The organism is Bradyrhizobium sp. I71, assembly GCF_022354745.1.
In the GTDB taxonomy this organism is placed as follows: domain Bacteria; phylum Pseudomonadota; class Alphaproteobacteria; order Rhizobiales; family Xanthobacteraceae; genus Bradyrhizobium; species Bradyrhizobium liaoningense.
Genome location: NZ_CP059398.1, coordinates 739464 through 761246, shown reverse-complemented (window position 1 = coordinate 761246; position 21783 = coordinate 739464). Strand labels below are relative to the sequence as shown.

Sequence of the window (21783 nt, the reverse complement as noted above, 5' to 3'; positions counted from 1 at the left end):
CCGCCATGGATATCAAGGTCCCGCTGAAGATGCTCAAGTTCGGCCACGAAGACGGCGAGGGGATCAACGCCCGCGTCGCCGGCCGGGAAGACGGCATCGCCGCGCTCGCGGCGAACATCTTCGCCAACCGGTCCGAAAAGAATCCATCGGGCCTGATCGAAAATCTGATCGTCAAGGAAGCCGGAGACGACTTCTATTCCGTCGCCAACGGCAACCGGCGCCTGGCGGCGCTGCGCATGATCGAAGCCGAGGGCTCGGAGCTGCCGATCCCGTGCACCATGCACCAGGTCGACGAGACCAAGGCCTTCGAGTACTCGCTGACGACCGCCATCACCGCCGAGCAGCTCCACCCGGTCGACCAGTACGAGGCCTTCGCCCGCCTCGAGGAACACGGCAAGACGCAGGACGAGATCGCCCAGCAGTACGGCATGAAGGCGCGGCAGGTGCAGCAGGCGCTCGCGCTCGGCCGGCTCAGCCCCAAGATCCGCGATGCCTGGCGCAAGGGCGACATCAAGGCCGAGGTCGCGCAAGCCTTCACGCTCGCGCTCGACCACGCCACGCAGGACAAGCTGTTCGCCCAGCTCGACAAGGCCCACGCCGTCACGGTCCACAACGTCAAGCGCGAACTCGGCGCCTATGCGACCGATGAAGAGGTCGCCCAGCTGCTCAACGTCGTCGGCACTGAAGCCTATCGCGCCGCCGGCGGCCATGTCACCGAGGATCTGTTTGGCACCTCGCACATCATCAGCGACGATACACTTCTCAAGCAGCTGGCGCGGCAGCTGCTGATCGCCAAGTGCGAGGAGCTGACCGCCTTGGGCTGGGGCTGGGCCGAGATCCTGTCCGACCTGCCGCAGGGTGCGCGCTTCTGGCCGGTCTTGGAGGTCAAGACGAAGATCTTCGAGGGCGACGAGGAGCAGCGCCTGGCGCAGATCCGGGCCCGGCTCGAGGCGATCGACGAAGAGGTGGACATCACCGACGAACTCGAACAGGAGCAGGACCGGCTCGCGCTCGATGCCGACGCGATCGAGCAAGCGGTCAAGCTCCGCAGCTACCCCGACAAGAAGCGAAAGCAGCTCGGCTGCATCGTCACCATCGAGGAAGGCCGGCTGGTCGTCCTCGCCGGCATCAAGCGGCCGCAGGAAGCGACGGCGCCGGCGCGGAATGATGATGATGATGATGCGGGCGACACCGGCGCGCGCAAGACGCCGCCGGCCGCGGCGGAGGCCCCGGAGGAGCCCGCCGTCTCGAACGCGCTGCTGCATCGTCTCTCAGTCCAGCTGACCCAAGCAGCGGCCACCGCGCTGATCGAGGATACCCCGCTGGCGCTCGCAGTGCTGCTCGCCGGCTTCGACACCTACGGCGGAAACGGCGTGAAGGTCTCGGTCAGTGGCCTCGGCATGGGCGGCGCGCCGGGTAGGCTGTTCGGCCAGCCCGACGACCTGCCGCGTACGCTGGCGCTCGCCATGAAGCTGAAGCCCAATGAGAAGATGGAGCTGCTGGTCCAGGTCGCCGCCGGCGCGCTGGACTTCCAGAACAAGAGCCTCGACGGCGGGACAGATCAGCATGACTCAACTGTTGCGATCTGCAACGCGATCGAGCCCAAGGCGCTGAACGCGGCCCTGCGCGGCGCCTTCGACGCCAAGGACTATTTCGCCGGCGTGAACAAGGCGCTCTGCCTCAAGGCGATCGAGGAGGCCCTGGGCGCCGATATCGCGCGACAGCAAGCCAAGGGATCGAAAGCCGAGATCGCGGCGTTCGCCCTCGAGAACGTGCCGACGACCGGCTGGCTGCCGCCCCAGCTGCGCGCCAAGGGCTACGATGGCCCGCCGGTGAAGAAGCCATCCGGCAAGCTCGCGCCGGCGCGCGGCAAGAAGCCGGCCAAGGCGGCGGCGAAGAAGACGGCAAAGAAGGTCACGAAGAAAACCGCCACCAAGAAGCGAAAGGCCGCGTGATGCACATCGGGCGCATCAAGGACGCCACGCGCGTCATCGGCCAGCGGCAGGGCTATCTCGGCCTGCCGCTGCGCGACATCACGATCGACTGCACCGTCAACGGTCCAAACACCCCTGCGATGGAGACGGCCTGGCTGCCGACGCCTGAGGAGATCGCGGCGATCGACTGTGGCGCGCCGGTGATCCTGCGCATCCTCGGCACCGAGCATCCGCCGGTGATGATCTACACCGGCGACATTCCGGGACAAGACTAGCGATGGCGGGCGAGGTGCACGAGGGCATCGTGACGTTCGAGCCGCTGACGCTCGGCCGGGAGGCCATACTGCTCGGCAAGGTCAGGATCGGAGAGATCAGCCCGATCGAGCGCGGGCGTTACCGGGCCTGCTTTCGTATCGGCCTCCCAGAGGCATCGGCCTTTACCGGCTGGCGCCCGGCTGTCGACGTTGCTGAAGCCAAGCGCCTTGTCGCGATCGAGATCAACGATTGGCTCAATGCGGCCGGCCTGGTGCCGGCGGGAGGCGCGATGTGAAGCAGCTGATTGCCTGTCACCTGCCGAGGGACGAGTGATGAGCACTGCTTCCCGCTGCATCGATCAAATCCTCAAGGTCGTCCCGAAGTTTATCACAAATGACAGACGCGCGCTCGCACGCATCGCGAAGTTGAATCACGTTCGGCGGCAAAGGCTTGGACGTCACAAAGGATGACGAACCGAGCGTCGATCGCCAATGTTCAAAGTTGAAAATCTCTACCTTCAAGCGGCCGAGCGTGAGAGCCACCTGCCTCGGAAACTCATCGAGGTTGGACCACGCTTCGTCCATCGCCTGAACTTCGCGGATCCTAACGTCCTTTGGATCAACATCAAGTTCAACACTATCTCGCAGCGCATCAGCGAAAGCCCTAGTGTCGTGGCCGATCACATGCAGAGCGAACGATACTCTGAGCAAAAGGCCTCTGATTCTTCGACGGGAGGCATGCTCATGGATCGCTCTATCCAAATTCACCTTAGCCATGGCCGATTTGTAAACCACTGTCGCACCGCCCAGGGCGATGATCGCGGCCAGCAATGGTTGCCAATCCTTCCACGTCGTTGCGTTGGTTGGTCCAAGAAGCCCCAGCCACACAACGAGGAGAGCCGTGCATGCGAGCAGACTAAAAGCCAGCAACGAATTGTCAGGTCTCATCTCCAAGCGCTCCCCCAAGCCTGTTCAGCTTGCAAAGGTACCAGCTTGGTACGGGCAACGGAAGATTGCTGCAGGCAGCTAAACACGTCTCACCGGCCGGAGGGCGAGGGCTGATGGTCGCGTATTCCTTCAAGGGCCGCTTCGTCGCCCCGATCCGCGTAGGCCTCGGCTTGCCGGTCCTCGATCTCCACTATGAGCTCGGCGGCTACGCGCCCGGGTCGAAGATCCGGCCGAAGCACCAGACCATCAGAGCCAACGGACGGCGCCGGCATGCGCGGCCCGGTGAAACGCTTCAGCTCTATCATGCCCAGCGCTCGCCGAAGTGCTTCAAGATCGGCGAGGCCAAGTGCAGCTCGGTCTCTGCCATCAGGGTGTTCCCGCACGGCGACCGGATCATCATTCATCCGAACACCGATCACGAGGTCGTCTACAGCGCCAAGACGAACGCAAAGTATCTCGACGCCTTTGCGGTCAAGGACGGCTTCGACGATTGGGCCGGCATGCGCGCCTTCTGGCTCGAGGAGCATGGTGACGAGCTCAAGTACCTGGGACCGTTCGTTGGTGTCCTCATCGAATGGACGCCGCTATGAGTTTAGCGCTTTTCAAGTGGGGTAAGCTGCTCGGTTCGGACAACAGGCTTCGCTTCCCCGCGATCGTAGTTCTCGCTCGCTATCTTTTCGATTTTCCAACGGTAGCGATCAAACGTGCCTCTAACGTCCGTTTGACGGGTCCCATCCTTTGCGGCGCGATCGAGCAAGGCAGCCCATGTGACGAAACAAAGGACGCGGTGATTGAGGTCGAACATCGCAAACGCGATGCCTTCGAAAGGCCGGAGCTCGGAGTCGCGAGATGGATCGGTAATAAGGGGCATTCTGAAATCTCCAATAGGCAATCCTTTAATTTTGGCGGGTTCTGTTGTTTCTCACAAGGGGTGGGACTGTGAAGCCTCCCGCCAAGTCTACGCTGTTCCGCATGCAGCAGACCGCCCAGCTCGCGGCCGAGACCATCGAGATCGCCCAGGACGCGCGCGTGCGCGCCGGTGAGATCGAGAAGCCCATGCCCGACCAGATCAAGAAGCGCGACGACTTCGCCGGCATCGTCCGGCTGATCGACGCCATCCTCTCCGACAAGGTCGTCATCGATCGGCTCAAGGAACGGATGAGCGCACAGACCGTGCTTGCGACTGACACCGACGTCGAGGTGGCCGACTGATGGCTCGCATCACCGAAGACGAACTCGACGATATCCGTGCCCGCAACCCGATTGCGGACGTCGCCTCCGGCTATACCAAGCTGCGCCGCGCCGGCGGCCGCCTGGTCGGCCCGTGCCCGATCTGCGGAGGGCGCACGAGCTCGCAGCGCTTCGAGGTGTTCGAAAAGGATCAGAGCTGGGCGTGCGCCGTCTGCCCCGATGGCGGCGACGTGATCCGCCTCGTCGAAAAGGTCGAGGGCTGCGACTTCCGCGTCGCGATCGAGCGCCTCGGCGGCCGCACCGCGATTGACGCGGCCCGCGCCAGGGAGCTGTTCGAGGAACGCGAGCGCAAGCGACTGGCGCGGGAGAAGACTTCCGCTGACTATCGCGAGGCTGAACGCAAGCGCCTGCACCGCACATGGAAGCAGACGCAGCCGATCCACGGCACCATCGCCGCGCACTACCTCGAGGGCCGCGGCCTGCAGCTGCCGGAGCGCTGCCCTGGCCTCCGCTTCGCGCCGGTAATGCCCTATTGGCACGGCGAGACGGTCGACGATCACGGCCGCAAGGCCGGCCCGCGCAAGATCTACGAAGGGCCGGCCATGGTCGGCGCCTTCATCCGGCCGGACGGCAAGTTCGGCGGACTGCACCTGACCTGGCTCCGCGAATTCCCTGCACAAGTAGGTTCGGCCACACTGCAGGGCGCAGCTCCTCAGGGTCCCGGCCCTGAGGAGCGACCTGCGTATACGAAAGCCGAGATCCTCGACCCCGACACCGGTGAGGTGCTCAACGCCAAGAAGATGCGCGGCTCCAAGACCGGCGCCTATATCGCGATTCAGATGCACGACGCTCCGCGACGCCTGGTGATCGGCGAGGGGATCGAGACCGTGCTGTCGGTCTGGACCGCGATGCACCAGGGCGGCCGGCCGCTCGACGATATGGCCTTCTGGGCCGCAGGCGACCTCGGCAATCTCGCCGGCCGGGCGAACAGGACGATCAACCACCCCACCCTGAAGCGCCCGAACGGCCAGCCCCAGAAGGTGCCCGATCGCTTCCCCGATCTCGAGGATCCCGGATTGTCGATTCCGGGCTCCGTCGAAGAGCTGATCCTGCTCGGCGACGGCGACAGCGAGAAGGTGCTGACAGAGAACGCCATGGAACGCGCCGCCCGCCGCTATGCGCGAGAGAGCCGCGTGATCCGGATCGCGTTCGCACCGTCTGGGCGGGATTTCAACGATTTGCTGAGGGCGGAGGCCGCGTGAGCGCGAAGTTGACCGATGCGCAGCGCCGAATGCTGCTCGAAAGCGAGCCCGACGATCGCACGGGTGATGAGGGTTGTGGTGTCGAGCTGCGTACAGGGGCCGATTATGCAGCAGCTAAAGCGCTGCAGCGTCGCGGCCTCGGCTCTGTGACCGGGCCCGGTGGGAGCCTGCCCGGAATGTATTGGAGCAATGGCGCTGGCTTGCTGCGTCGCTCGGAGCTGATCGAGACCGTATGACCCACGAAGCCGTCCTCGACCTGGTCGACAACGCCCCCGCGTTCGTCGACGTCGACCCCGCAACCCTCGCCCAGGCCGAGCGCAAGTTCGGCAATGAGCAGATGGGCGCCGCCCTGGCGCGCCTCAAGGCCACGGAGGGCGACGACCGGCTGCCGGCGCTGTCCGCGACCGCCGAGCTGCTCGGCGCGCTTGCGGCCGCCGGCGCGATCGCCGAGCCGCTCGCCAAGGCCTCTCTCGAGGCGGCTGTGGTCGACATCGGCCTGATCCGCGACATCGGCGCAAAAGCCGTCAAGAGCGCGATCGCCGCCGGCCTGAAGCTCGGCAAAAAGACCCCGGCGGATCTGACCGAGGTGCGACGCGCCGCTTCAGCGGCGCTTGGAGCACCTCACATCAATGGGCGCCCGCCGGTGGCGGGCGACGATGCGATCTTTCCTGCAGATCAGCCGCCACCACCTGAGGCCGCGTCGTCGTCGTCCTTCCCGGCCGCCCCCGCGCCCCCCGTAGGGGGCAACGAGGACCCAACCTCCCAAATGGGAGATTGGCCGGAGGCCACTGCGTCTGCAGGGGGAGCGGGGAGCCGTGAGCCGGACGTGGACCCGACCGTGTTGCACCGGCGCCTGGCATTCTTTCCGTTGACCGATCTGGGCAACGCCGAGCGCTTCCGGGAACGGCAGCGTGGCAAGCTGCTCTTCCTCACGGCGCTCGCCACCACATCTCCGGGCCGCCAGCGCGGTTGGCTCGCGTGGGATAAGAAACGTTGGTCCAGCGAAAGCGGCGCCGAGCGCGTCATGATTGCCGAACACGAAACCGTTCGGGCCATCCAGGATGAAGCCGATTGCGTCGCCGACAGCGGCCGGCGGGATGTGGGCGATGCGGAGCCTGGCGCCTGCGACTTCGCCGTCGAAGTCAAGCGCGACGACACTGTCGTGCTCTACTCCGAAAAGATCGCCAAATGGGGACGGACGTCAGAGTCCGCGCAAAAGCTGGGTGCGCTGTCCAAGCGCGGCGCACCATATTTCTCAGTCGGCATCGGCCAGATCGATGCAGACCCGATGAAGATCAACGTCAACAACGGCACGCTGGTCGTCCGCAAGCGCGACGATGGCGACTACGTCCAGTTCCGGCCCCACGATCCCGCGGACATGATCACCAAGGTGTCGCCGGTTGACTACGATCCGTCGGCGGAGGCGCCCGAGTTTCACAAGTTCCTGCTGCGCGTCCAACCAGATCCGGACACGCGGCTGTTCCTGCAACAATGGTTTGGCTTGTCGCTCACCGGCGATACGTCTGCACACAAGCTCACCTTCCTGTACGGCAAAGGACGCAACGGAAAGTCCGTGCTGGTCAATGCGGTCTCTTATGTCGCCGGCGACTATGCGCAGAGCGTTCCGATCGAGACGTTCCTTGATGCGGGCAAATCACGCAGCGGAGGACAGGCAACCCCTGACCTGGCGAAGCTGCCGGGCGTTCGGTTGCTGCGGACGTCGGAGCCGGAGAAGAACGCGAAATTGGCCGAGGCACTGATCAAGCTCGTCACCGGCGGCGAGCCGATGGATGCGCGGCATCTGCAGGGCGACATGTTTACCTTCCTGCCCGAGTTCAAGTTGACCATCCAAGGCAACTACAAGCCGCTGCTGTCCGGGACCGACGAAGGCATCAAGAGCCGTCTGCTGCTCGTCCCTTTCAGCGTCACCATTCCAAAGGAGGAGCGCGACATGCAGCTTGCGAACAAGCTCAAGGCCGAGGCCAGCGGCATTCTCAACTGGATGCTCGACGGCTTGCGCTCATGGCTCGACAAGGGCGGCCTCACTGAACCGAAAGAGGTGACGGACGCCACGGCCAAATACTTCGCCACGTCGGACGTGCTCGGCCGCTTCCTCGAGAACTGCACCGTCAAGGAGCCGGGCCATCGTGTGCAGTCGTCCGTTCTGCATCAGGTCTATGAGGCCTGGTGCAAATCGTCCGGTGAGACGCCGTGGAAGAACCGAGGCTTCTCGCTGGCGATGGACGAGCGCGGCTATGAGCGCAAGCAGAGCGACGTCGTCTGGTGGCTCGACATCAAGCTGATCAAGTCGGTCAACGACTTCGTCGACGCGCAAGGCAACCCAATTCGGGTGTCGGGCAGCGGTGATAATGGCGAAAGCGCGGGCGATGACGAGATCTGATCCTCCCATCCTCCCGAAACGGGAAGAATCGATTCGGCTCTAACATGTTGGACTTATTGAAGATGGGAGGTTGCGGGTAAATCGGGAGCTATTTTCCGCATACACATGCGGGCGGGCGCGCGCGAGGCGGTCCAAGAGACCGTGATTTAAAGTCTCTATGTATGCGTGGAATTCCTCCCAATCCTCCCATCCTCCCAAAATGAAAGTAAAACCTCAATGACACCAATGAATTGAAAGCTGCCGGGAAGATTGAACAGGGCTTTGGGCAAGCTCCCGATCATCCTCCCGGAGAAACGACAACCGGTTCCGATCGGGTACCGGTTCTGACGGCCAGCAAATCGACAGGCAAAATCGAGATGTTGGAGCTATCGAATGAAACCGATCGCAGAGGCGCTTGCGAACCTCTCGCCAGAGGCACGCGCCGAACTTGCGAGGCCTGTTCTGACCTTCGATCCGCGAGACGCGGAAATGACGGAAGATCGCGGAGCACGATGGTATGTGGTCTCGGTCTATTCCCGAGCCGCAGAAGCTGAGCTGGCGAAGCGGCGTTTCGGGATCTTCGTTCCTGTGATTGCGGAAAGGGTCGTTCAGCGCGGTCGGTTGGGGACGCGGCATGTGCCACTCGTTCCCGGCTACGTTTTCGTATTTTTCTGGGAGACCGATGCGAATTGGATCCGGGTTGCGAACACCCCTGGTGTTGAGCGGATCCTCGGTTGGGTCACTGACGAGAAGGTTGATAGGCTGCGCTGGGAGGAAAGCTGCGAACAGTGTGAGGCGGAGGATCGCCGAAGGGCCGTCATGAGCGTGGTGCGATCAGCTCGGCGGCGGTCTGGCCCATCCAAGCGCAAGAGAGGCAAGGGCAAGCGGCGCGGGAAAACGAAGTAACAATCTTGCTGGTCCACTCACGAATCGGCTACAGGCGAGTCCTACTGAAGCCTTCGGTCATTGAGCTCCTGGCAACGGTTGTAGCTGCGGACACGGATAGGCGGGTGAAGCGCAGATTGCCGGTAAGCCGGGATCGCGCGGGAAAAGCGAAGCTATGGCATCGACCTGAAGCCCCGAGGCGGAAACGCCCGGGGCTTTGTGTTTGCATAGGGTGTGCGGTAGCGCGGTTCGTTGCCGCTGCCCTCCTTGGGCGTTTCCTCCCTAGACTTAGAACCGTCCGCCCAAGCCACTGCCATCGGCAGCAACAAGCCCTCGGGGTATAGGCGGACGGTTCGCTTTCCGGGTGAGCGATGGGATCGGGGCCGCCCTGGAAGCGCTGGTACAAGACAGCGCGCTGGCAGCAGCTGCGCATGACCATCTTCCAGCGCGACCTGTTCACATGCCAGCGCATTGAGTGCGGCAAGCTCGAAGGCAACACGGCGCTGCTGGTCTGTGACCACAAGGTTCCTCATCGTGGTGATGAGCGCCTATTCTGGGACGAGACCAACCTTCAGACCCTCTGCAAGGCCTGCCACGACACCATCAAGCAACGCGAAGAGCAGTCATCGCTGCACATGCGCGGCGTCTGGCACTGAGAGGGGGGGTGGTCGAAAGTCCACAGGTCGGTGCCGCAAGGACCGGCGGCTCCCACATTCGCGGATTTTTTTCTGATGGACGAGATTTTTGACCTGTTCGGCGATCCTGTTCCGGCCAACTGGGGCCAGCGCGGCCGGCCGGAACATATCGCGAGTCAGAAAAACCGGAATCTCGTCAGTATGTTGGTGGCGTGGGGTTGGTCGAATGCGCGGATCGCGGCGGCGCTCTACATCACGCAGCCGACGCTCCGGAAGCATTATTTTTCAGAGCTGAAATTCCGTGAGGTCGCGCGCGATCGTCACGATGCTCAGCTCGGCGCGATGCTCCTCTCGCAGGGTGCCGCCGGCAGTGTCGCCGCCACGAAACTTTATTTCCAGATGCTGGAAAAGAACGATCGCATGGAGATCGAACACAGCATGGGTGCCGCCGCAGCGGACAAGCCGGCGGCCGAACGCCTTGGCAAGAAGGTGATCGACGAGCAGCGTGCCATTGATGCCGACGCCGACTTGATGGCCGAGCTCGATCGCGAAGCGGCGGGCCAGAATGGCGACGCTGTCCACTGAGGAGCTCCCGCGATTTGCCTGTCCGGATTGGTGGGAGAAGATCCAGGCCGGCGAGACGCCGATGGCAAGCGTCCCGCTCAATGAGAAGCGGGCCGCCAAGGCGCTGGCGTTCTTCAATCGCCTCCGGCTCCCGGACGTACCCGGTAATCCGCCGCTCTCAGAAGCATGCGGCGACTGGTTTCGTGACATCCTCGTCGCATTCCTCGCCAGCGAAGATCCCGAGACGAAGAAACGGCTCGTCTGGGAAATCTTCTGCATGGTACCGAAGAAGAATTCGAAGACGACCTACATCGCAGCCCTCGGGCTGACGGCGCTGTTCATGGAGGAGGCGCCGAACCGGCAGATGATGATCGTCGCACCGAGTCAGAAGATATCGGTTCGGTGCTTCGGACAGGCTCAAGGCATGATCCGCCTTGATCAAAAACTAAAGGCGATCTTCAGGGTCCGCGATCACATCAAGTCGATCGAGCGTCGTAAGACCGGAACCAAACTCGACGTTCTGACGTTCGGCGCTGAAATTGTCACCGGCGAAATTCCGGTGCTGACAATCATCGACGAGGTCCACGAACTGGGGAAGGTGGCGGGGGCCGCCAACGTGATGCAGCAAATCCGCGGTGGCGGCATCACCATGGTGCCTGGCCAAGTGGCGATGATCACTACCCAAGCGCCGGAACAGCCGGCGGGCATCTTTCTTACTGAGCTCGAGAAGGCGCGCAAAATTCGGGACGGTCGCGGTGGCGCCAGCCCGATTCTACTGCCGGCGATATGGGAATTCCCGAAGCACCTGCAGAAAGACAAGGAATATTGGCGCAATCCGCGGCACTGGGCGCCACTACTACCGAACCTAAACCGGTCCATAGACCCGGAGCGTTTGCTGGCTGACTACACGGAAAACGGCACGGTAAACGACGAAGCCGAGCAGATTTGGGCTTCGCAACATCTCAACATTGAGATTGGCGTCGGTCTCGGTAGCACGAACTGGAACGGCGCCGAATATTGGGAATCCGGCGCGGTGAAGGCGCTCGCAGATCTCGACGAACTTCTGCGCAGGTCAGAGGTTGCGACATTCGGCGGTGACGGCGGCGGTCTCGACGACTTGCTCGGCGCGGCTGTCATCGGCCGCGAGAAGGGTACGCGGCATTGGCTGTGCTGGAACAAGGCCTTCGCACATCGCAAGGTGCTCAAGCTGCGTCAGGAGATCGCGCCGGCGCTGCTTGATTTCGAAAGGGAAGGAACGCTGAAAATCTGTGACACGCCGGCCGAACTGATCAAGGGTTTCGGCGACGTGTTTGAGAAGGTGTTCAAAAGCGGATTGCTGCCTGAAAAGGATGCGGTCGGCCTCGACCCGAATAACGTGGCCGCGATCATCGAGGACCTTTCCGCGCGCGGTATGACGGATGAGATGCTTCGCCGGCTGCTTCAGGGCAAGGCGCTCTCGCCAGCCTGGTGGGGAATCGAGTTCAAGCTCGCCGACGGCACGTTCTTTCATGGTGGCACTGCGCTGATGAACTTCTGCGTCGGGAACGCCAAGGTTGAGCGCTCCGGCAACGGCATCATCATCACGAAGCAGATCGCCGGAAGCGCCAAGATCGACCCGTTGATCGCCACGGCGTGCGCGGCGATCCTGATGAGCTGGAATCCCGTTGCAGCCGAGCGTGTCGACATCGACACGTGGCTGCGCAGCGCGGTCATGCGGTAACCACGAGAAGGTGAGAGCGAATGGGCCTTCTTTCGTGGCTCGGCAAGACGATCCGGCTTACCGATGGGCCGTTCTGGGCGGCCTATTACGGCGGGGCGAGTTGGTCTGGCAAGTCCGTCAGCATCGAGAACGCGCTGAACCTGTCGGCATGGTGGAGTTGCGTGCGGTTGCATGCCGGCGTCGCTGGCACGCTCCCGATCAAGTTCTATGAGCGCCTTCCAGACGACAATCGCCGGCAGATCACCGACCATCCGGTTGCTGATCTGCTGGGGTCGAGCCCGAACGACGATCAGACCACGCAGGAGTTCTGGGGCGGCATGGGCGCCAGCCTCTGCGGCCTCGGCAACGCTTATGCCGAGAAGCGCTTCATGGGCGATCGTCTGGTTGCGCTCGAACCGCTACCGATCAATACGGTTCCCGATCGCCAGCGCAACAGGGCCGGTGAACTGGAATACCGCTACATCGACCGCGGCAAGGAAGAGTGGCTGCCGCGCGACAAGGTGTTTCACGTCCGCCAGTTCGCCTTCGGCAAGTCCGACATGGGGATGTCGCCGCTTCAGGCGGCTCGCCAGTCGCTCGGCATCACGCTGGCGACAGAAGAGGCGGCCGGCAAGACGTTCGCTCAAGGTCTGCGGGCTTCCGGCTTTTTTACGGGGCCGCGGCTCAACGAAGAGCAACGCAAGGACTTCACGAAGACGTTTATCGATCCACTGATCGGGAACGATGCGGAGGCCCATTACGGGATCCTGGAGAACGGCTTCGAGTTCAAGCCGGTCAACATCCCGCCGAAGGACGCCGAGATGCTGCTCTCGCGCAGGTTCAACGTCGAGGAGATCTGCCGCTTCATGGGCACGCCGCCGATCCTGGTGGGCCATGCTGGCGAGGGGCAGACGATGTGGGGGTCGGGCGTCGAGGGTATCATCAACGCTTGGCTGACCCTTGGCCTCGATGCGTTCCTGTCGACGACCGAGAAGTCGATCAACCGCTGGCTGCTCAGGCCAGCCGATCGCAGGAAGTACTACGCCGAGATCGACCGCGACGCGATGCTGCGCGCGGACATCACTGCGAAGGGCGAGTTCCTCTCGAAGATGATTCAGAACGCGCAGATGACGCCGAACGAAGGCCGCAAGAAGGCCAACCGGCCCGCAATGCCCGGCGGCGACGTCCTGCTCGTGAACTCGACATTGGTGCCGCTCGCCGACGCGGGAAAGCCTCGGCTGCTACCCCAAAAGACCACGCCCGACGGAGCAACGGAGCCAGCGAGGTATATGCCATGAGGTATATGAACATCATCATGGCCTGCGCGGCCGAGCCGTGGGCCCTGGAGAAGGGCAAGCTCGTCAGCGTCGCCCAGTTCCTGAAGTTCAAGGCCGCCGGCGGGCAGTACTCCGCCGAGGAGGTCGCCCGCGTGACCCAGAAGCGGGCGCGCGAGGTCACCAAGGCCGAAGGCTCGGTGGCGGTGCTGCCGATCAACGGCGTTATCGGCGAGCGCATGAACCTGCTCGATGACATCAGCGGCGGCACATCGAGCGAGTTGATCGGCAAGCAGCTGTCCTCGCTGCTCAACGACACCTCGGTGAAGGCGATCATTGCCCGCATCAACAGCCCGGGCGGCGTCGCTCGCAGCATCCAGGAGCTGGGTGACGACATCTACAACGCCCGCGGCATCAAGCCGATGGTAGCGGTGGTCGACACCTGCGCTGCGAGCGCGGCCTATTGGCTGGCGACCCAGTTCGACGAAGTGATCGTGACGCCCTCCGGCCAGGCCGGATCCATCGGCGTCTACACCATTCACGAGGACATCTCGGAGATGCTGGCCAAGGAGGGCATCAAGGAGACTCTGATCTATTCTGGCGAGTACAAGGTGATGGGCAACAGCTTCGAGCCTCTGGGCGACGAAGCCAAGACCAAGATGCAGCAGAACGTCGACGAGCTCGCCGCCGCTTTCGTGCGCGCCGTCGCCCGGGGCCGCAATGTCAGCCTGTCCGAGGTGAACGACAGGTTCGGTCAGGGCATGATGTTCAACGCCGACGAGTTGCTCGAGCGCGGCATGGTCGACACCATCGCGACTTTCGCCGATACGCTCGAGCGGTTCGGCGTGCAGACCAATCCCGCGCTCTCGCGCGCCAAGGCGGGCGCCCAGGCGTCCGCCGTGCCCGACGACGCGAAGAACCTTTCAGGTCGATTGGAGGATTGGGCCCGCCGCGTCAATGCCGGCGAGATTCCTCCGCCGTCCGAGCTTGAGGCGATCCTGCGTGATGCAGGCGCCTCGAAGACCAAGCGCACGCTTATCGCCTCTCGCGCGCTTGCTAGTCTCCGGAGTGAGTCCGGGGATGATGAGGCCGAAGCCGCCCTTGCTGATGCGTTTGCCGAGCTGCGGCAGCGCGCCATGGGCTTCACCATCCCAAAGCTCTAGGAGAGACCAATGAAACGTTATGTGCTCGCGGGGGCGTTCGCCCTCGCGGTTTGCGCCGTCCTGGCCGTGCTGGCGACGCACGGCATCGCCGGTGATCATCACTTGATCATGGCTGCGGCCGGAACCGCGGCCGTGTCGGCCGACGACCTCAAGGCCCTCACCACGCAGCTCACGACCATCGAACAGTCGATGGCCAAGGCCGCCGACGACGTCAAGAAGAGCGGCGAGACTATGCAGACCGAGATGAAGAATCTCGGCAAGGCTACGGCCGAGACCACGGAGAAGGTCGACAAGGCCCTGAGCCAGCACGGCGAGCTCGCCGAAAAGCATGGCGAGATCGCATCGCGCGTCACCGAGATCGAGCAGAAGCTCGCCGCGCGCCGATCGGAGCAGGAGCCGGCCTCCCAGAAGTCGATGGGCGAGCGCTTCGTCGAAAGCGCCGAGTTCAAGGGCTTCAAGGGCAAGGGTGCCATCCGCGTCCAGATGAACCGGGCCGACATCACCAACGTCACCGGCACCGTCGGCAGCAATACCTCGTCGTCGAACTCGCTGGTGACCTCGATGCGCGTCCCCGGCATCGTGACGCCGCCCGAGCGCAAGCTCACCATCCGCGACCTGATCGCGCCTGGTGAAACCGCGCAAGGCATGGTCGAGTTCGTCCAGGAGACCGGCTACACCAACAATGCCGCGGTCGTCACCGAGGGTGCGACCAAGCCGAAGTCGGATCTGACCTTCGAACTGAAGAATGCGCCGGTTCGCACCATCGCGCATATCTTCAAGGCGTCGCGCCAGATCCTGGACGATGCGCCTGCGCTGCGATCCTACATCGATGCCCGTGCGCGGTACGGCCTGCGCCTCACTGAAGAGACCGAGCTGCTCAACGGCGATGGCACCGGCATCCACATCAAGGGCCTCGTGCCGAGCGCGACCGCGTTCGATGCGCAGTTCGTTCCCGCCAACCAGACCAACATCGACGTGATCCGGCTGGCGATCCTGCAGGTCTTCCTGGCCAACTTCCCGGCCAGCGGCATCGTGCTGCATCCGACCGACTGGGCGAAGATCCAGCTCACCAAGGATGGTCAGCAGCGCTATATCATCGGTGATCCGCAGAACGGCAACGCGCCGCGGCTGTGGAATCTGCCGGTGGTGGAGTCGCAGTCGATGACGGTGACCGAGTTCCTGGTCGGGGCCTTCGACCTGGGTGCGCAGATCTTCGATCGCATGGAGATCGAGGTGCTGCTGTCGACCGAGAATTCGGACGACTTCGAGAAGAACATGGTGACGCTGCGCGCTGAGGAGCGCCTGGCGCTTGCCATCTATCGGCCGGAGTCGTTCATCCACGGCGACTTCGACACTGCGACCTGATCTCGTCACGACGTTGATCCGCGCGAGGCAGCTCGCGCGGATCTCTTTGCAACCAGTTCAACGGCGTAGAGGCGAGCCCGAATGCCGATCAGAATGAAAGCGTTGAAGCCGTTCGGCGTCAACGGCGTCAACGAAGGGCACGTCAAGCGGGGCCGCGAGTTTTCGGTCGCCAGCGACCAGCGGCGCAGGGACCTCGAGGCGCATGGGCTGGCCTATCGCCTCGATTCACCGGCAGCGCCGGGCCTGGCAGTTTCGCGGGATGGGGCCGTGGCGAACGAGGCGGCCGATCTTGGCCCTTTCGATTCAGCTGGTGGCGGGACTGGCGCGGCGGGGCCTGCGCCATCATCGCCTCAGGGCCGTCGGCGGCGGTCGCGCCGATCGGAGCGCTCAGGGGACGGATTGCTGTCCTAGCGATCAAGGAAAACGTGCGGCTCTGCCCGTGGGCGGATGTCGTCTATGGGTGTGACGGGCCATGGTGGCGGGCGAGGAAAGGGCTGCCGGACTTTGCCGGCATCAAGCTTGCGCATGACAGTTCGGTGTGTGCGGCGTTCAAGGACGTGCACAAGATCGAGGTTGCCGACGACGACCGGCTTCGCTTCGACGTGCCGGGCCTTGTGGGCTCCGGCGGGAATTCCGGGTTTCAGGCACTCAACCTGGCGGTCCAGTTCGGCGCCAGGCGTGTGCTGCTGATCGGTTTCGATATGCACGTGGGTGATGGGGTGCATTGGTATGGTCGCAACACCTGGAGCGGCGCCAATAATCCCGGAATGAAGCACCTGATGCGCTGGCGGGATGCGTTCACGACGCAGGCAGCGAAGCTGCAGCGGATGGGGGTCGAAGTGATCAACGCCTCGCCGGACAGCGCGCTGCGATGCTTCGAGATCGCCAGTATCGAGACGGCAATGCAGCGGTGGAGCCTCTGATGGGCTTGGGCGACAATCTGATGGCGACGGGGCTTGCCCGCGGCACCGCCAAGCGAGGCAAAAAGATCGCCTTTGGCGATCGCCGCAAGATCATCTGGGACAAGAATAGCGAGGCGGTCTTTCGCAACAACCCGAACGTCGCCAAGCCAGGCGCTCACGATCGGCGCGACATCGAATGGATCGACTTCTATGTCGGCCATCGCCTCTACAACCGACGCGTCGGGGAACGATGGGAATGGAATTACGACTTCCAGGCCGTCCCCGGCGAGATGTTCTTCTCGCGCGCGGAGCTGGAGTTTGCCGGCAAGGAGACGGCCGGCTTCGTGCTGATCGAACCCAACGTTCCGCAGTTCAAGTCGGTCGCGCCGAATAAGACGTGGCCTCTTGAGCGCTATCAGGAAGTCGCCGACCGCTTGATGAGGGCGGGTCATGCCGTCCGCCAGTTCGACTACAAGGGTGGACGGCGGCTCGAACGGGTGAAGGGCATCGCGACGCCTAGCTTTCGGCACGCGCTGGCCGTGTTGTCGCGGGCGGCGCTCTATGTCGGGCCCGAGGGCGGGCTGCACCATGGCGCCGCCGCTGTGGACGTGCGGGGCGTGGTGCTGTTCGGGGGCTTCATTCCGCCTGAAGTGACGGGCTACGACAGCCACGTCAACCTGACCGGCGGCGCCGAAGCCTGCGGATCGTTCAACCGCTGCGCCCACTGCGAGGCGGCAATGGCGCGGATCTCGGTGGAAGAGGTCGAGAGCGCGTGCCTGAGGACGATCGCGCGCGAGAAGATCGCGAGCTGATGTCGATCGCGGTCTATCTCGAGCCCGGCATCAGCGGCACGGCGCCGAAATGGTCGCAGGCCTTCGCCGTGGGATGTGGTGGCGAGCTGATGTGCACCAGGTCGTTCGATCGCGGTCGCCCGTTCGCGTTCTGGGGGCAGCCGCGGCTTTGGCGGGAGTTTCTCACCGCAAGGCAGGCCGTGGCTGACTGGTTCTATGGCGATCACGCCTTCTTCGGCCGCGGGCGCTACTACCGCTGCGCCAGGGGCGCGTTTCAGTTTGCAGGCGATGTTGGAGACGACGACCCGGTGCGCTTTCGCCAGTTCGAAATTCCGGTTCGGGATTGGCGGACCAGCGGCTCGCACATCCTGCTGTGTCCGAACTCGGAAGCCTTCTTCGGGCTTCACGGCTTTGCGCCGGGGCAATGGCTCGCGGAGACGACCGCGGCGATCCGCCGGCACTCCGACCGGCCGATCAGGGTGAGATGGAAGGTCGACGCGCCGAAGCGGCCATTGGCTGAAGACCTGAAGGATTGCTGGGCGGTCGTGACCTTCATGTCGAACGCGGCCGTCATGGCGATCCTGGGCGGCATCCCGGCGATCTGCACGGCGGCTTGTGCCGGCAGAACGATGGGCAGCGGAGATCTCGGAGGGATCGAGCGCCCCGCGATGCCTGAGGGACGGGAGCGATGGGCGGCACGCTTGGCCAATCATCAATGGACACTGGATGAGATGCGCCGCGGCGCGCTCTGGAACGCGATCGGTGGATGATGCAGCAGCAGCTCGGTTGGTATTTTCCTGACGGCGAAACGCACCTGGTCGAGTGGATGAGCCGGGTCAACCAGAAGCGCGACGGGCGGCTGCAGTACCAGCTCACGAAGTACCGGGCCGCGCTGAAGCATGTGTATCGGAACCGGCTGGCAATCGATGTCGGGGCCCACATCGGGCAATGGTCCCGCAACATGGCCTCTGATTTCAAGGCGGTCGAGGCATTCGAGCCGGTGCCGGATTACGCCGCCTGCTGGCGTGCGAACATCACCGATCGGCCGAACGCGACGCTCCACGAGCTCGCGCTCGGCGATCGGGAGCAGACCGTCTGCCTGAGGTGTGGCACACCCGGCTCGTATGGAGATACCTTCGTCGCCCCGAAGGACCAGGCCAACGTTGCCATCGATATCCCGATGCGGACGCTCGATTCCTTCGAATTCGGCGAGGTCGACTTCATCAAGATCGACTGCGAGGGCTATGAGCTCTTCGTGCTTCGCGGCGCCGAGCAGACGATCAGGCGCTGCAGGCCGTGTATCATCGTCGAGCAGAAGCCAGGCAAGGCGCAGACCTATGGCCTGGGCGAGACCGAGGCTGTGACGCTGCTGAGATCCTGGGGCGCCAAGGTGCGTTCCGTGCTCTCCGGCGACTACATCCTGTCCTGGGATAGATCGTGACCCGTCACGGCTGGTTCGAAATTCCGGGCATGCAGACCGGTGAGAGAAAGCTGAAGGAACGAATCCGCGGGCTTGCGCCGCTGCTGGCCGCGTCACGGGGCGGCTCGGTGCTCGACCTCGGCTGTGCCGAGGGCATGATCGGCAAATGGCTCATCGAGGCGGGGGGCGCCTCGACGCTGCTCGGTCTCGACAAGCACGAGCCCTACCTGCAGACGGCGCGACAGATATTCGCCGGGGACGAGCGGGCCAGATTCGAGGCGTGCGACTTCGATCATTTCGAGACCTGGCGCGCGGAAAATCAGCTGTCGGAGACGTATGACGTGGTGCTGGCGCTGAACATCATCCACAAGCTGGCGCGCCCGGCAGCGTTCCTGGACGAGATCGCATACCTCGCCGGGAAGATGCTGGCGATCGCGCTGCCGGCCGACATCATCAACGATGTGCGCAGCGGCAACGCGCCGGTGGATCCCGTCGCGGTGCTGCGGGGCAGGTTTCAACTGGTCTCGCGTTTCGAAGGTGCCCGGCATCCCAGCAAGGGGCATCTCGGCATCCGAATGATCTTCAAGCGGGTCGGCTCATGAGCGATTGGCGGCGCAACTGCGAAGCGGAGCCGGAATCGGCGCTCTATCTCATCAGCGGCCCGACTGAGGCGGTCGTCTCCCGCGAGGAGATGAAGGCGCACCTGCGGGTGGACAGCGACGATGACAACGATCTGATCGACGCCATGACGGAAGCCGTCACGCAGCATCTCGACGGCCGCGGCGGCCAGCTCGGCCGCGCCCTGGTCGACCAGACATGGGAACAGCGCATGGCGTGGTTTCCGCGGGTCATCCGGCTGAGGTTGCCGCCGCTGATCGAGGTCGAGGCGATCGAATATCTGGATTCGAACGGCGCCCGGCAGACCTTCGATCCCGCGAAGTATCTCGTCACCGGGATCGGGGACCGCGGCAGGATCTGCCTGGCGCCGGGTGAATGCTGGCCGGCCCTTCCGTGTGATCGTCCGGAATCAGCAATCGTCCGCTTTCGGGCCGGTTATCTCGATGGGGGTGTGAGCCCGCCGGAGACGAACGTGCCGGGGCCAATCAAGGCCGCGATCAAGCTGATGACCGGAACGCTTTACCAAAACCGGGAACAGGTCATCATCGGGCAGACCGCCATCGAGATGCCATGGGCAGCAGAAGCGTTGTTGTGGCCCTACCGCATCATCGGGGCCTGAGTTACACGAGGGGAAAAATCATATGGCCACACAGATTCTCGCTGTCGGCACAAATGCCCTCAGCAGCTCGGACGTGACCGTCACGAGCGGCAGTTCTTTGACGGTCGCACTGAAGGGCGACAACGGTGCCCGCGTCAATAGCGGTGCGGTCGTCAAGATCGAGCTCAAGGCCGACGACGGGAATTATTACGAAGTTGGCGAGCTCTCCGGTTACACCGGCAAGACCGGCACCATGATCGACGCGCCGGGCACCTATCGCTTCTCGCGCATCGCGGGTGGTGCTTGCGGAGTGTTCAGTGCGTAGTGTCACGCGGCCGATCTTGCGGCCAATTGTGGCGCAGGGCGAGTTGGGTGGCCGTGGTCGAGTAAATGCCATTCTGCCGCTCGATGTTGAAGGCGGCCCGAGTGTTGCCGCGGCTTTTGGAGTGAAGCCGCTCAGAAAAGCGTGGGCTGACGGGCCACTGTTCGAGCTCCACAACTTCGACAATCCCGCGTCTCCGATCACATGGAGCGCGAAAGGTCTCGAGGCTGATATCGAAGCGCTTGCCGCGATCTTGGAGGTCGATCCCGTAACGGGTATCGGCGGTGCCCTGATCAACATCGCCTATGACCAGTCCGGGCAGAGCCGTAACTTCACGCAAAGCGGAGACATCTTGCAGAAGCCGGACCTTTGGCTCATTCGCGGCAAGGTCTATTACTTCGGCGGCGGCTTTCTCAGCGTCGTCAATGGCAACACAGGTGGCAACTATCTGAACGTCGATGCCGGCGTGTCGCTCGACATGCACAACCATGCCGTCTTTGCGCTTCATAAGCCTTACAGCTCGACCAACGCGAATGCCGCAACAGGCGGGCACCAGAGCGACATCTTCGTGCCGGGTGGCGGCTCCAATGGCTTTTGGTGGTGGAGCAGCTCGGAGAACAGTCCGGATGCCATGAGCACCGGCCTGGTCGATACGGTCGCTTTCGATACATGGGGCGCGCCAATCACGGCGCCGATCCTGAGCATCTCCAAGCAGGTGCAGGCCATCGTGGCGAAGCCGACCGACGCCGTGATGTGGTTCAATGAACATTCGGCCTCGAAGGGCACTCCACTCCCGCAGGGAGGTGCTCCCGCGACGGGTGGCACGATCGGGAAATTTCCTTACGGGGATCAGGATTTCTACGGCGGCCGCATGGAAGCGTTGATCATCTATGACGAGGCGCCGTCGGATGCTGTCGCGACGAGGATCAGGCAATCACTCTACAACCTGGGCCAAATAGCGGACCAGACGAACAACGCCTCGCGCGTCAACGTGCTTGTGACCGGTGCGAGCCTCGATCAGGGGCAGGGAGGCGACGCAACCGGCGCCTATGACTTCCAGCACAATGGCGGCGGCTATGGTTGGGTGGAGATCATCGCCGACCGTCACGCGAGAGAGCCGATCATCTGGCACAACATCGCGGCATCCGGCTCGACGACGGAGGATGACCTCGCCAACTACAATGGCAATGGCAAGTGGTGCATCGATCCCGGCGCGCGATTGAACATCGCGATCGTCGGCAACTCTGCCGTCGGCAACGATGAGTTTCAGGGGCATACGGGGGCCACTGCCTACGCAAAGTTCGTCGACACCGTGAATGCCGCGAAGGCTGACGGATGGGACCGCGTCGCGACCTACCTCTTCGACACCACTGGCGACGCTCCCGGAACGACGGCCTACGACTATAACGTGCTGGTCCAGGCAAATGCCGCGGCCCTGGGGATCACGCTTCTTTCCACGAGTGTCGAAGTGACGCCGGAAGGTAACAACGCCACGGGGCATTTCAACGTGCTCGGCTACACGCAGATGGCGGATCAGATTGAGCCGGGGCTTATGGCCTTGCTGGCATGAGGGAGACT

The 21783-nt window shown here is 63.4% G+C and carries 25 protein-coding genes; 23 read left to right on the top strand and 2 right to left on the bottom strand.

All coding sequences use genetic code 11. The features are described from left to right. Positions 1–5: 5 nt before the first annotated feature. From FJV43_RS03755 to FJV43_RS03745, 3 genes are read left to right on the top strand one after another with little or no spacing between them, the layout of a single operon-like run. Positions 6–1955, top strand: a complete 1950-nt coding sequence (locus FJV43_RS03755; RefSeq protein ID WP_239624727.1) for a ParB N-terminal domain-containing protein — start codon at positions 6–8, stop codon at positions 1953–1955. Next, positions 1955–2209, top strand: a complete 255-nt coding sequence (locus tag FJV43_RS03750) for a hypothetical protein (protein WP_239629831.1) — start codon at positions 1955–1957, stop codon at positions 2207–2209. Before FJV43_RS03755 ends, FJV43_RS03750 begins: the two co-directional genes overlap by 1 nt. Before the next feature lie 2 nt (positions 2210–2211). Further along, positions 2212–2484: a hypothetical protein gene (locus FJV43_RS03745; protein ID WP_239624726.1), complete on the top strand. Its 273-nt coding sequence runs from the start codon at positions 2212–2214 to the stop codon at positions 2482–2484. A 16-nt stretch (positions 2485–2500) separates the two neighbouring features. Here FJV43_RS03745 and FJV43_RS03740 read toward each other — a convergent pair whose 3' ends face one another. Continuing rightward, entirely contained in the window at positions 2501–3136 is a 636-nt protein-coding gene (locus FJV43_RS03740; RefSeq protein ID WP_239624724.1) for a hypothetical protein, read from the bottom strand. A gap of 113 nt (positions 3137–3249) precedes the next feature. Between FJV43_RS03740 and FJV43_RS03735 the strand changes: the two genes are divergently transcribed. Further along, the gene (locus FJV43_RS03735) at positions 3250–3726 is read left to right on the top strand and encodes a hypothetical protein (protein WP_239624723.1); all 477 of its coding nucleotides are present in this window, start codon (positions 3250–3252) and stop codon (positions 3724–3726) included. A 2-nt stretch (positions 3727–3728) separates the two neighbouring features. Here FJV43_RS03735 and FJV43_RS03730 read toward each other — a convergent pair whose 3' ends face one another. Then, complete coding sequence (locus FJV43_RS03730) at positions 3729–4007, bottom strand: DUF1488 family protein (protein ID WP_239624721.1); 279 nt, start codon at positions 4005–4007, stop codon at positions 3729–3731. A 68-nt stretch (positions 4008–4075) separates the two neighbouring features. Between FJV43_RS03730 and FJV43_RS03725 the strand changes: the two genes are divergently transcribed. The 19 genes from FJV43_RS03725 (at position 4076) to FJV43_RS03635 (ending at position 21775) form a co-directional block, all read left to right on the top strand. Beyond that, positions 4076–4348: a hypothetical protein gene (locus FJV43_RS03725; RefSeq protein WP_239624719.1), complete on the top strand. Its 273-nt coding sequence runs from the start codon at positions 4076–4078 to the stop codon at positions 4346–4348. Next, complete coding sequence (locus FJV43_RS03720) at positions 4348–5589, top strand: CHC2 zinc finger domain-containing protein (RefSeq protein ID WP_239624717.1); 1242 nt, start codon at positions 4348–4350, stop codon at positions 5587–5589. Before FJV43_RS03725 ends, FJV43_RS03720 begins: the two co-directional genes overlap by 1 nt. Continuing rightward, positions 5586–5825: a hypothetical protein gene (locus tag FJV43_RS03715; protein ID WP_239624716.1), complete on the top strand. Its 240-nt coding sequence runs from the start codon at positions 5586–5588 to the stop codon at positions 5823–5825. Before FJV43_RS03720 ends, FJV43_RS03715 begins: the two co-directional genes overlap by 4 nt. Then, positions 5822–7990 carry a phage/plasmid primase, P4 family gene (locus FJV43_RS03710; RefSeq protein ID WP_239624714.1) on the top strand — a complete coding sequence of 723 codons (2169 nt, stop codon included), beginning with the start codon at positions 5822–5824 and terminating at the stop codon, positions 7988–7990. Before FJV43_RS03715 ends, FJV43_RS03710 begins: the two co-directional genes overlap by 4 nt. A gap of 372 nt (positions 7991–8362) precedes the next feature. Beyond that, complete coding sequence (locus FJV43_RS03705; RefSeq protein ID WP_239624713.1) at positions 8363–8875, top strand: transcription termination/antitermination NusG family protein; 513 nt, start codon at positions 8363–8365, stop codon at positions 8873–8875. A gap of 410 nt (positions 8876–9285) precedes the next feature. After that, complete coding sequence (locus tag FJV43_RS03700; protein WP_239624711.1) at positions 9286–9510, top strand: HNH endonuclease; 225 nt, start codon at positions 9286–9288, stop codon at positions 9508–9510. 75 nt (positions 9511–9585) lie between these two features. Further along, positions 9586–10074 (top strand): hypothetical protein, encoded by a 489-nt coding sequence (locus tag FJV43_RS03695; RefSeq protein ID WP_239624710.1) that lies wholly within the window; start codon positions 9586–9588, stop codon positions 10072–10074. Then, on the top strand, positions 10055–11773 hold the full coding sequence (locus FJV43_RS03690; RefSeq protein WP_239624708.1) for a terminase large subunit: 1719 nt from the start codon (positions 10055–10057) through the stop codon (positions 11771–11773). Before FJV43_RS03695 ends, FJV43_RS03690 begins: the two co-directional genes overlap by 20 nt. A 20-nt stretch (positions 11774–11793) precedes the next feature. Beyond that, positions 11794–13050, top strand: coding sequence for a phage portal protein (locus FJV43_RS03685; protein ID WP_239624707.1), 1257 nt, complete (start codon positions 11794–11796; stop codon positions 13048–13050). Next, entirely contained in the window at positions 13047–14189 is a 1143-nt protein-coding gene (locus FJV43_RS03680; protein ID WP_239624705.1) for a S49 family peptidase, read from the top strand. Before FJV43_RS03685 ends, FJV43_RS03680 begins: the two co-directional genes overlap by 4 nt. 9 nt (positions 14190–14198) lie before the next feature. Next, positions 14199–15554 carry a phage major capsid protein gene (locus tag FJV43_RS03675; RefSeq protein WP_239624703.1) on the top strand — a complete coding sequence of 452 codons (1356 nt, stop codon included), beginning with the start codon at positions 14199–14201 and terminating at the stop codon, positions 15552–15554. Between the two features lie 425 nt (positions 15555–15979). After that, positions 15980–16477 carry a hypothetical protein gene (locus FJV43_RS03670; RefSeq protein WP_239624702.1) on the top strand — a complete coding sequence of 166 codons (498 nt, stop codon included), beginning with the start codon at positions 15980–15982 and terminating at the stop codon, positions 16475–16477. Then, positions 16477–17268, top strand: coding sequence for a glycosyltransferase family 9 protein (locus tag FJV43_RS03665; protein ID WP_239624700.1), 792 nt, complete (start codon positions 16477–16479; stop codon positions 17266–17268). The genes FJV43_RS03670 and FJV43_RS03665 overlap by 1 nt, the downstream gene beginning before the upstream one ends. Further along, positions 17229–18017, top strand: a complete 789-nt coding sequence (locus FJV43_RS03660) for a hypothetical protein (protein WP_239624699.1) — start codon at positions 17229–17231, stop codon at positions 18015–18017. The genes FJV43_RS03665 and FJV43_RS03660 overlap by 40 nt, the downstream gene beginning before the upstream one ends. Continuing rightward, a complete protein-coding gene (locus FJV43_RS03655) occupies positions 18014–18688 on the top strand; it encodes an FkbM family methyltransferase (protein ID WP_239624697.1) in 675 nt (224 codons plus the stop codon). Before FJV43_RS03660 ends, FJV43_RS03655 begins: the two co-directional genes overlap by 4 nt. Then, a complete protein-coding gene (locus FJV43_RS03650; RefSeq protein ID WP_239624695.1) occupies positions 18685–19269 on the top strand; it encodes a class I SAM-dependent methyltransferase in 585 nt (194 codons plus the stop codon). Before FJV43_RS03655 ends, FJV43_RS03650 begins: the two co-directional genes overlap by 4 nt. After that, entirely contained in the window at positions 19266–19904 is a 639-nt protein-coding gene (locus tag FJV43_RS03645) for a head-tail connector protein (RefSeq protein WP_239624694.1), read from the top strand. The genes FJV43_RS03650 and FJV43_RS03645 overlap by 4 nt, the downstream gene beginning before the upstream one ends. A 22-nt stretch (positions 19905–19926) precedes the next feature. After that, positions 19927–20208, top strand: coding sequence for a hypothetical protein (locus FJV43_RS03640; protein ID WP_239624692.1), 282 nt, complete (start codon positions 19927–19929; stop codon positions 20206–20208). Further along, a complete protein-coding gene (locus tag FJV43_RS03635; protein WP_239624691.1) occupies positions 20201–21775 on the top strand; it encodes a hypothetical protein in 1575 nt (524 codons plus the stop codon). The genes FJV43_RS03640 and FJV43_RS03635 overlap by 8 nt, the downstream gene beginning before the upstream one ends. Positions 21776–21783 lie beyond the last annotated feature (8 nt).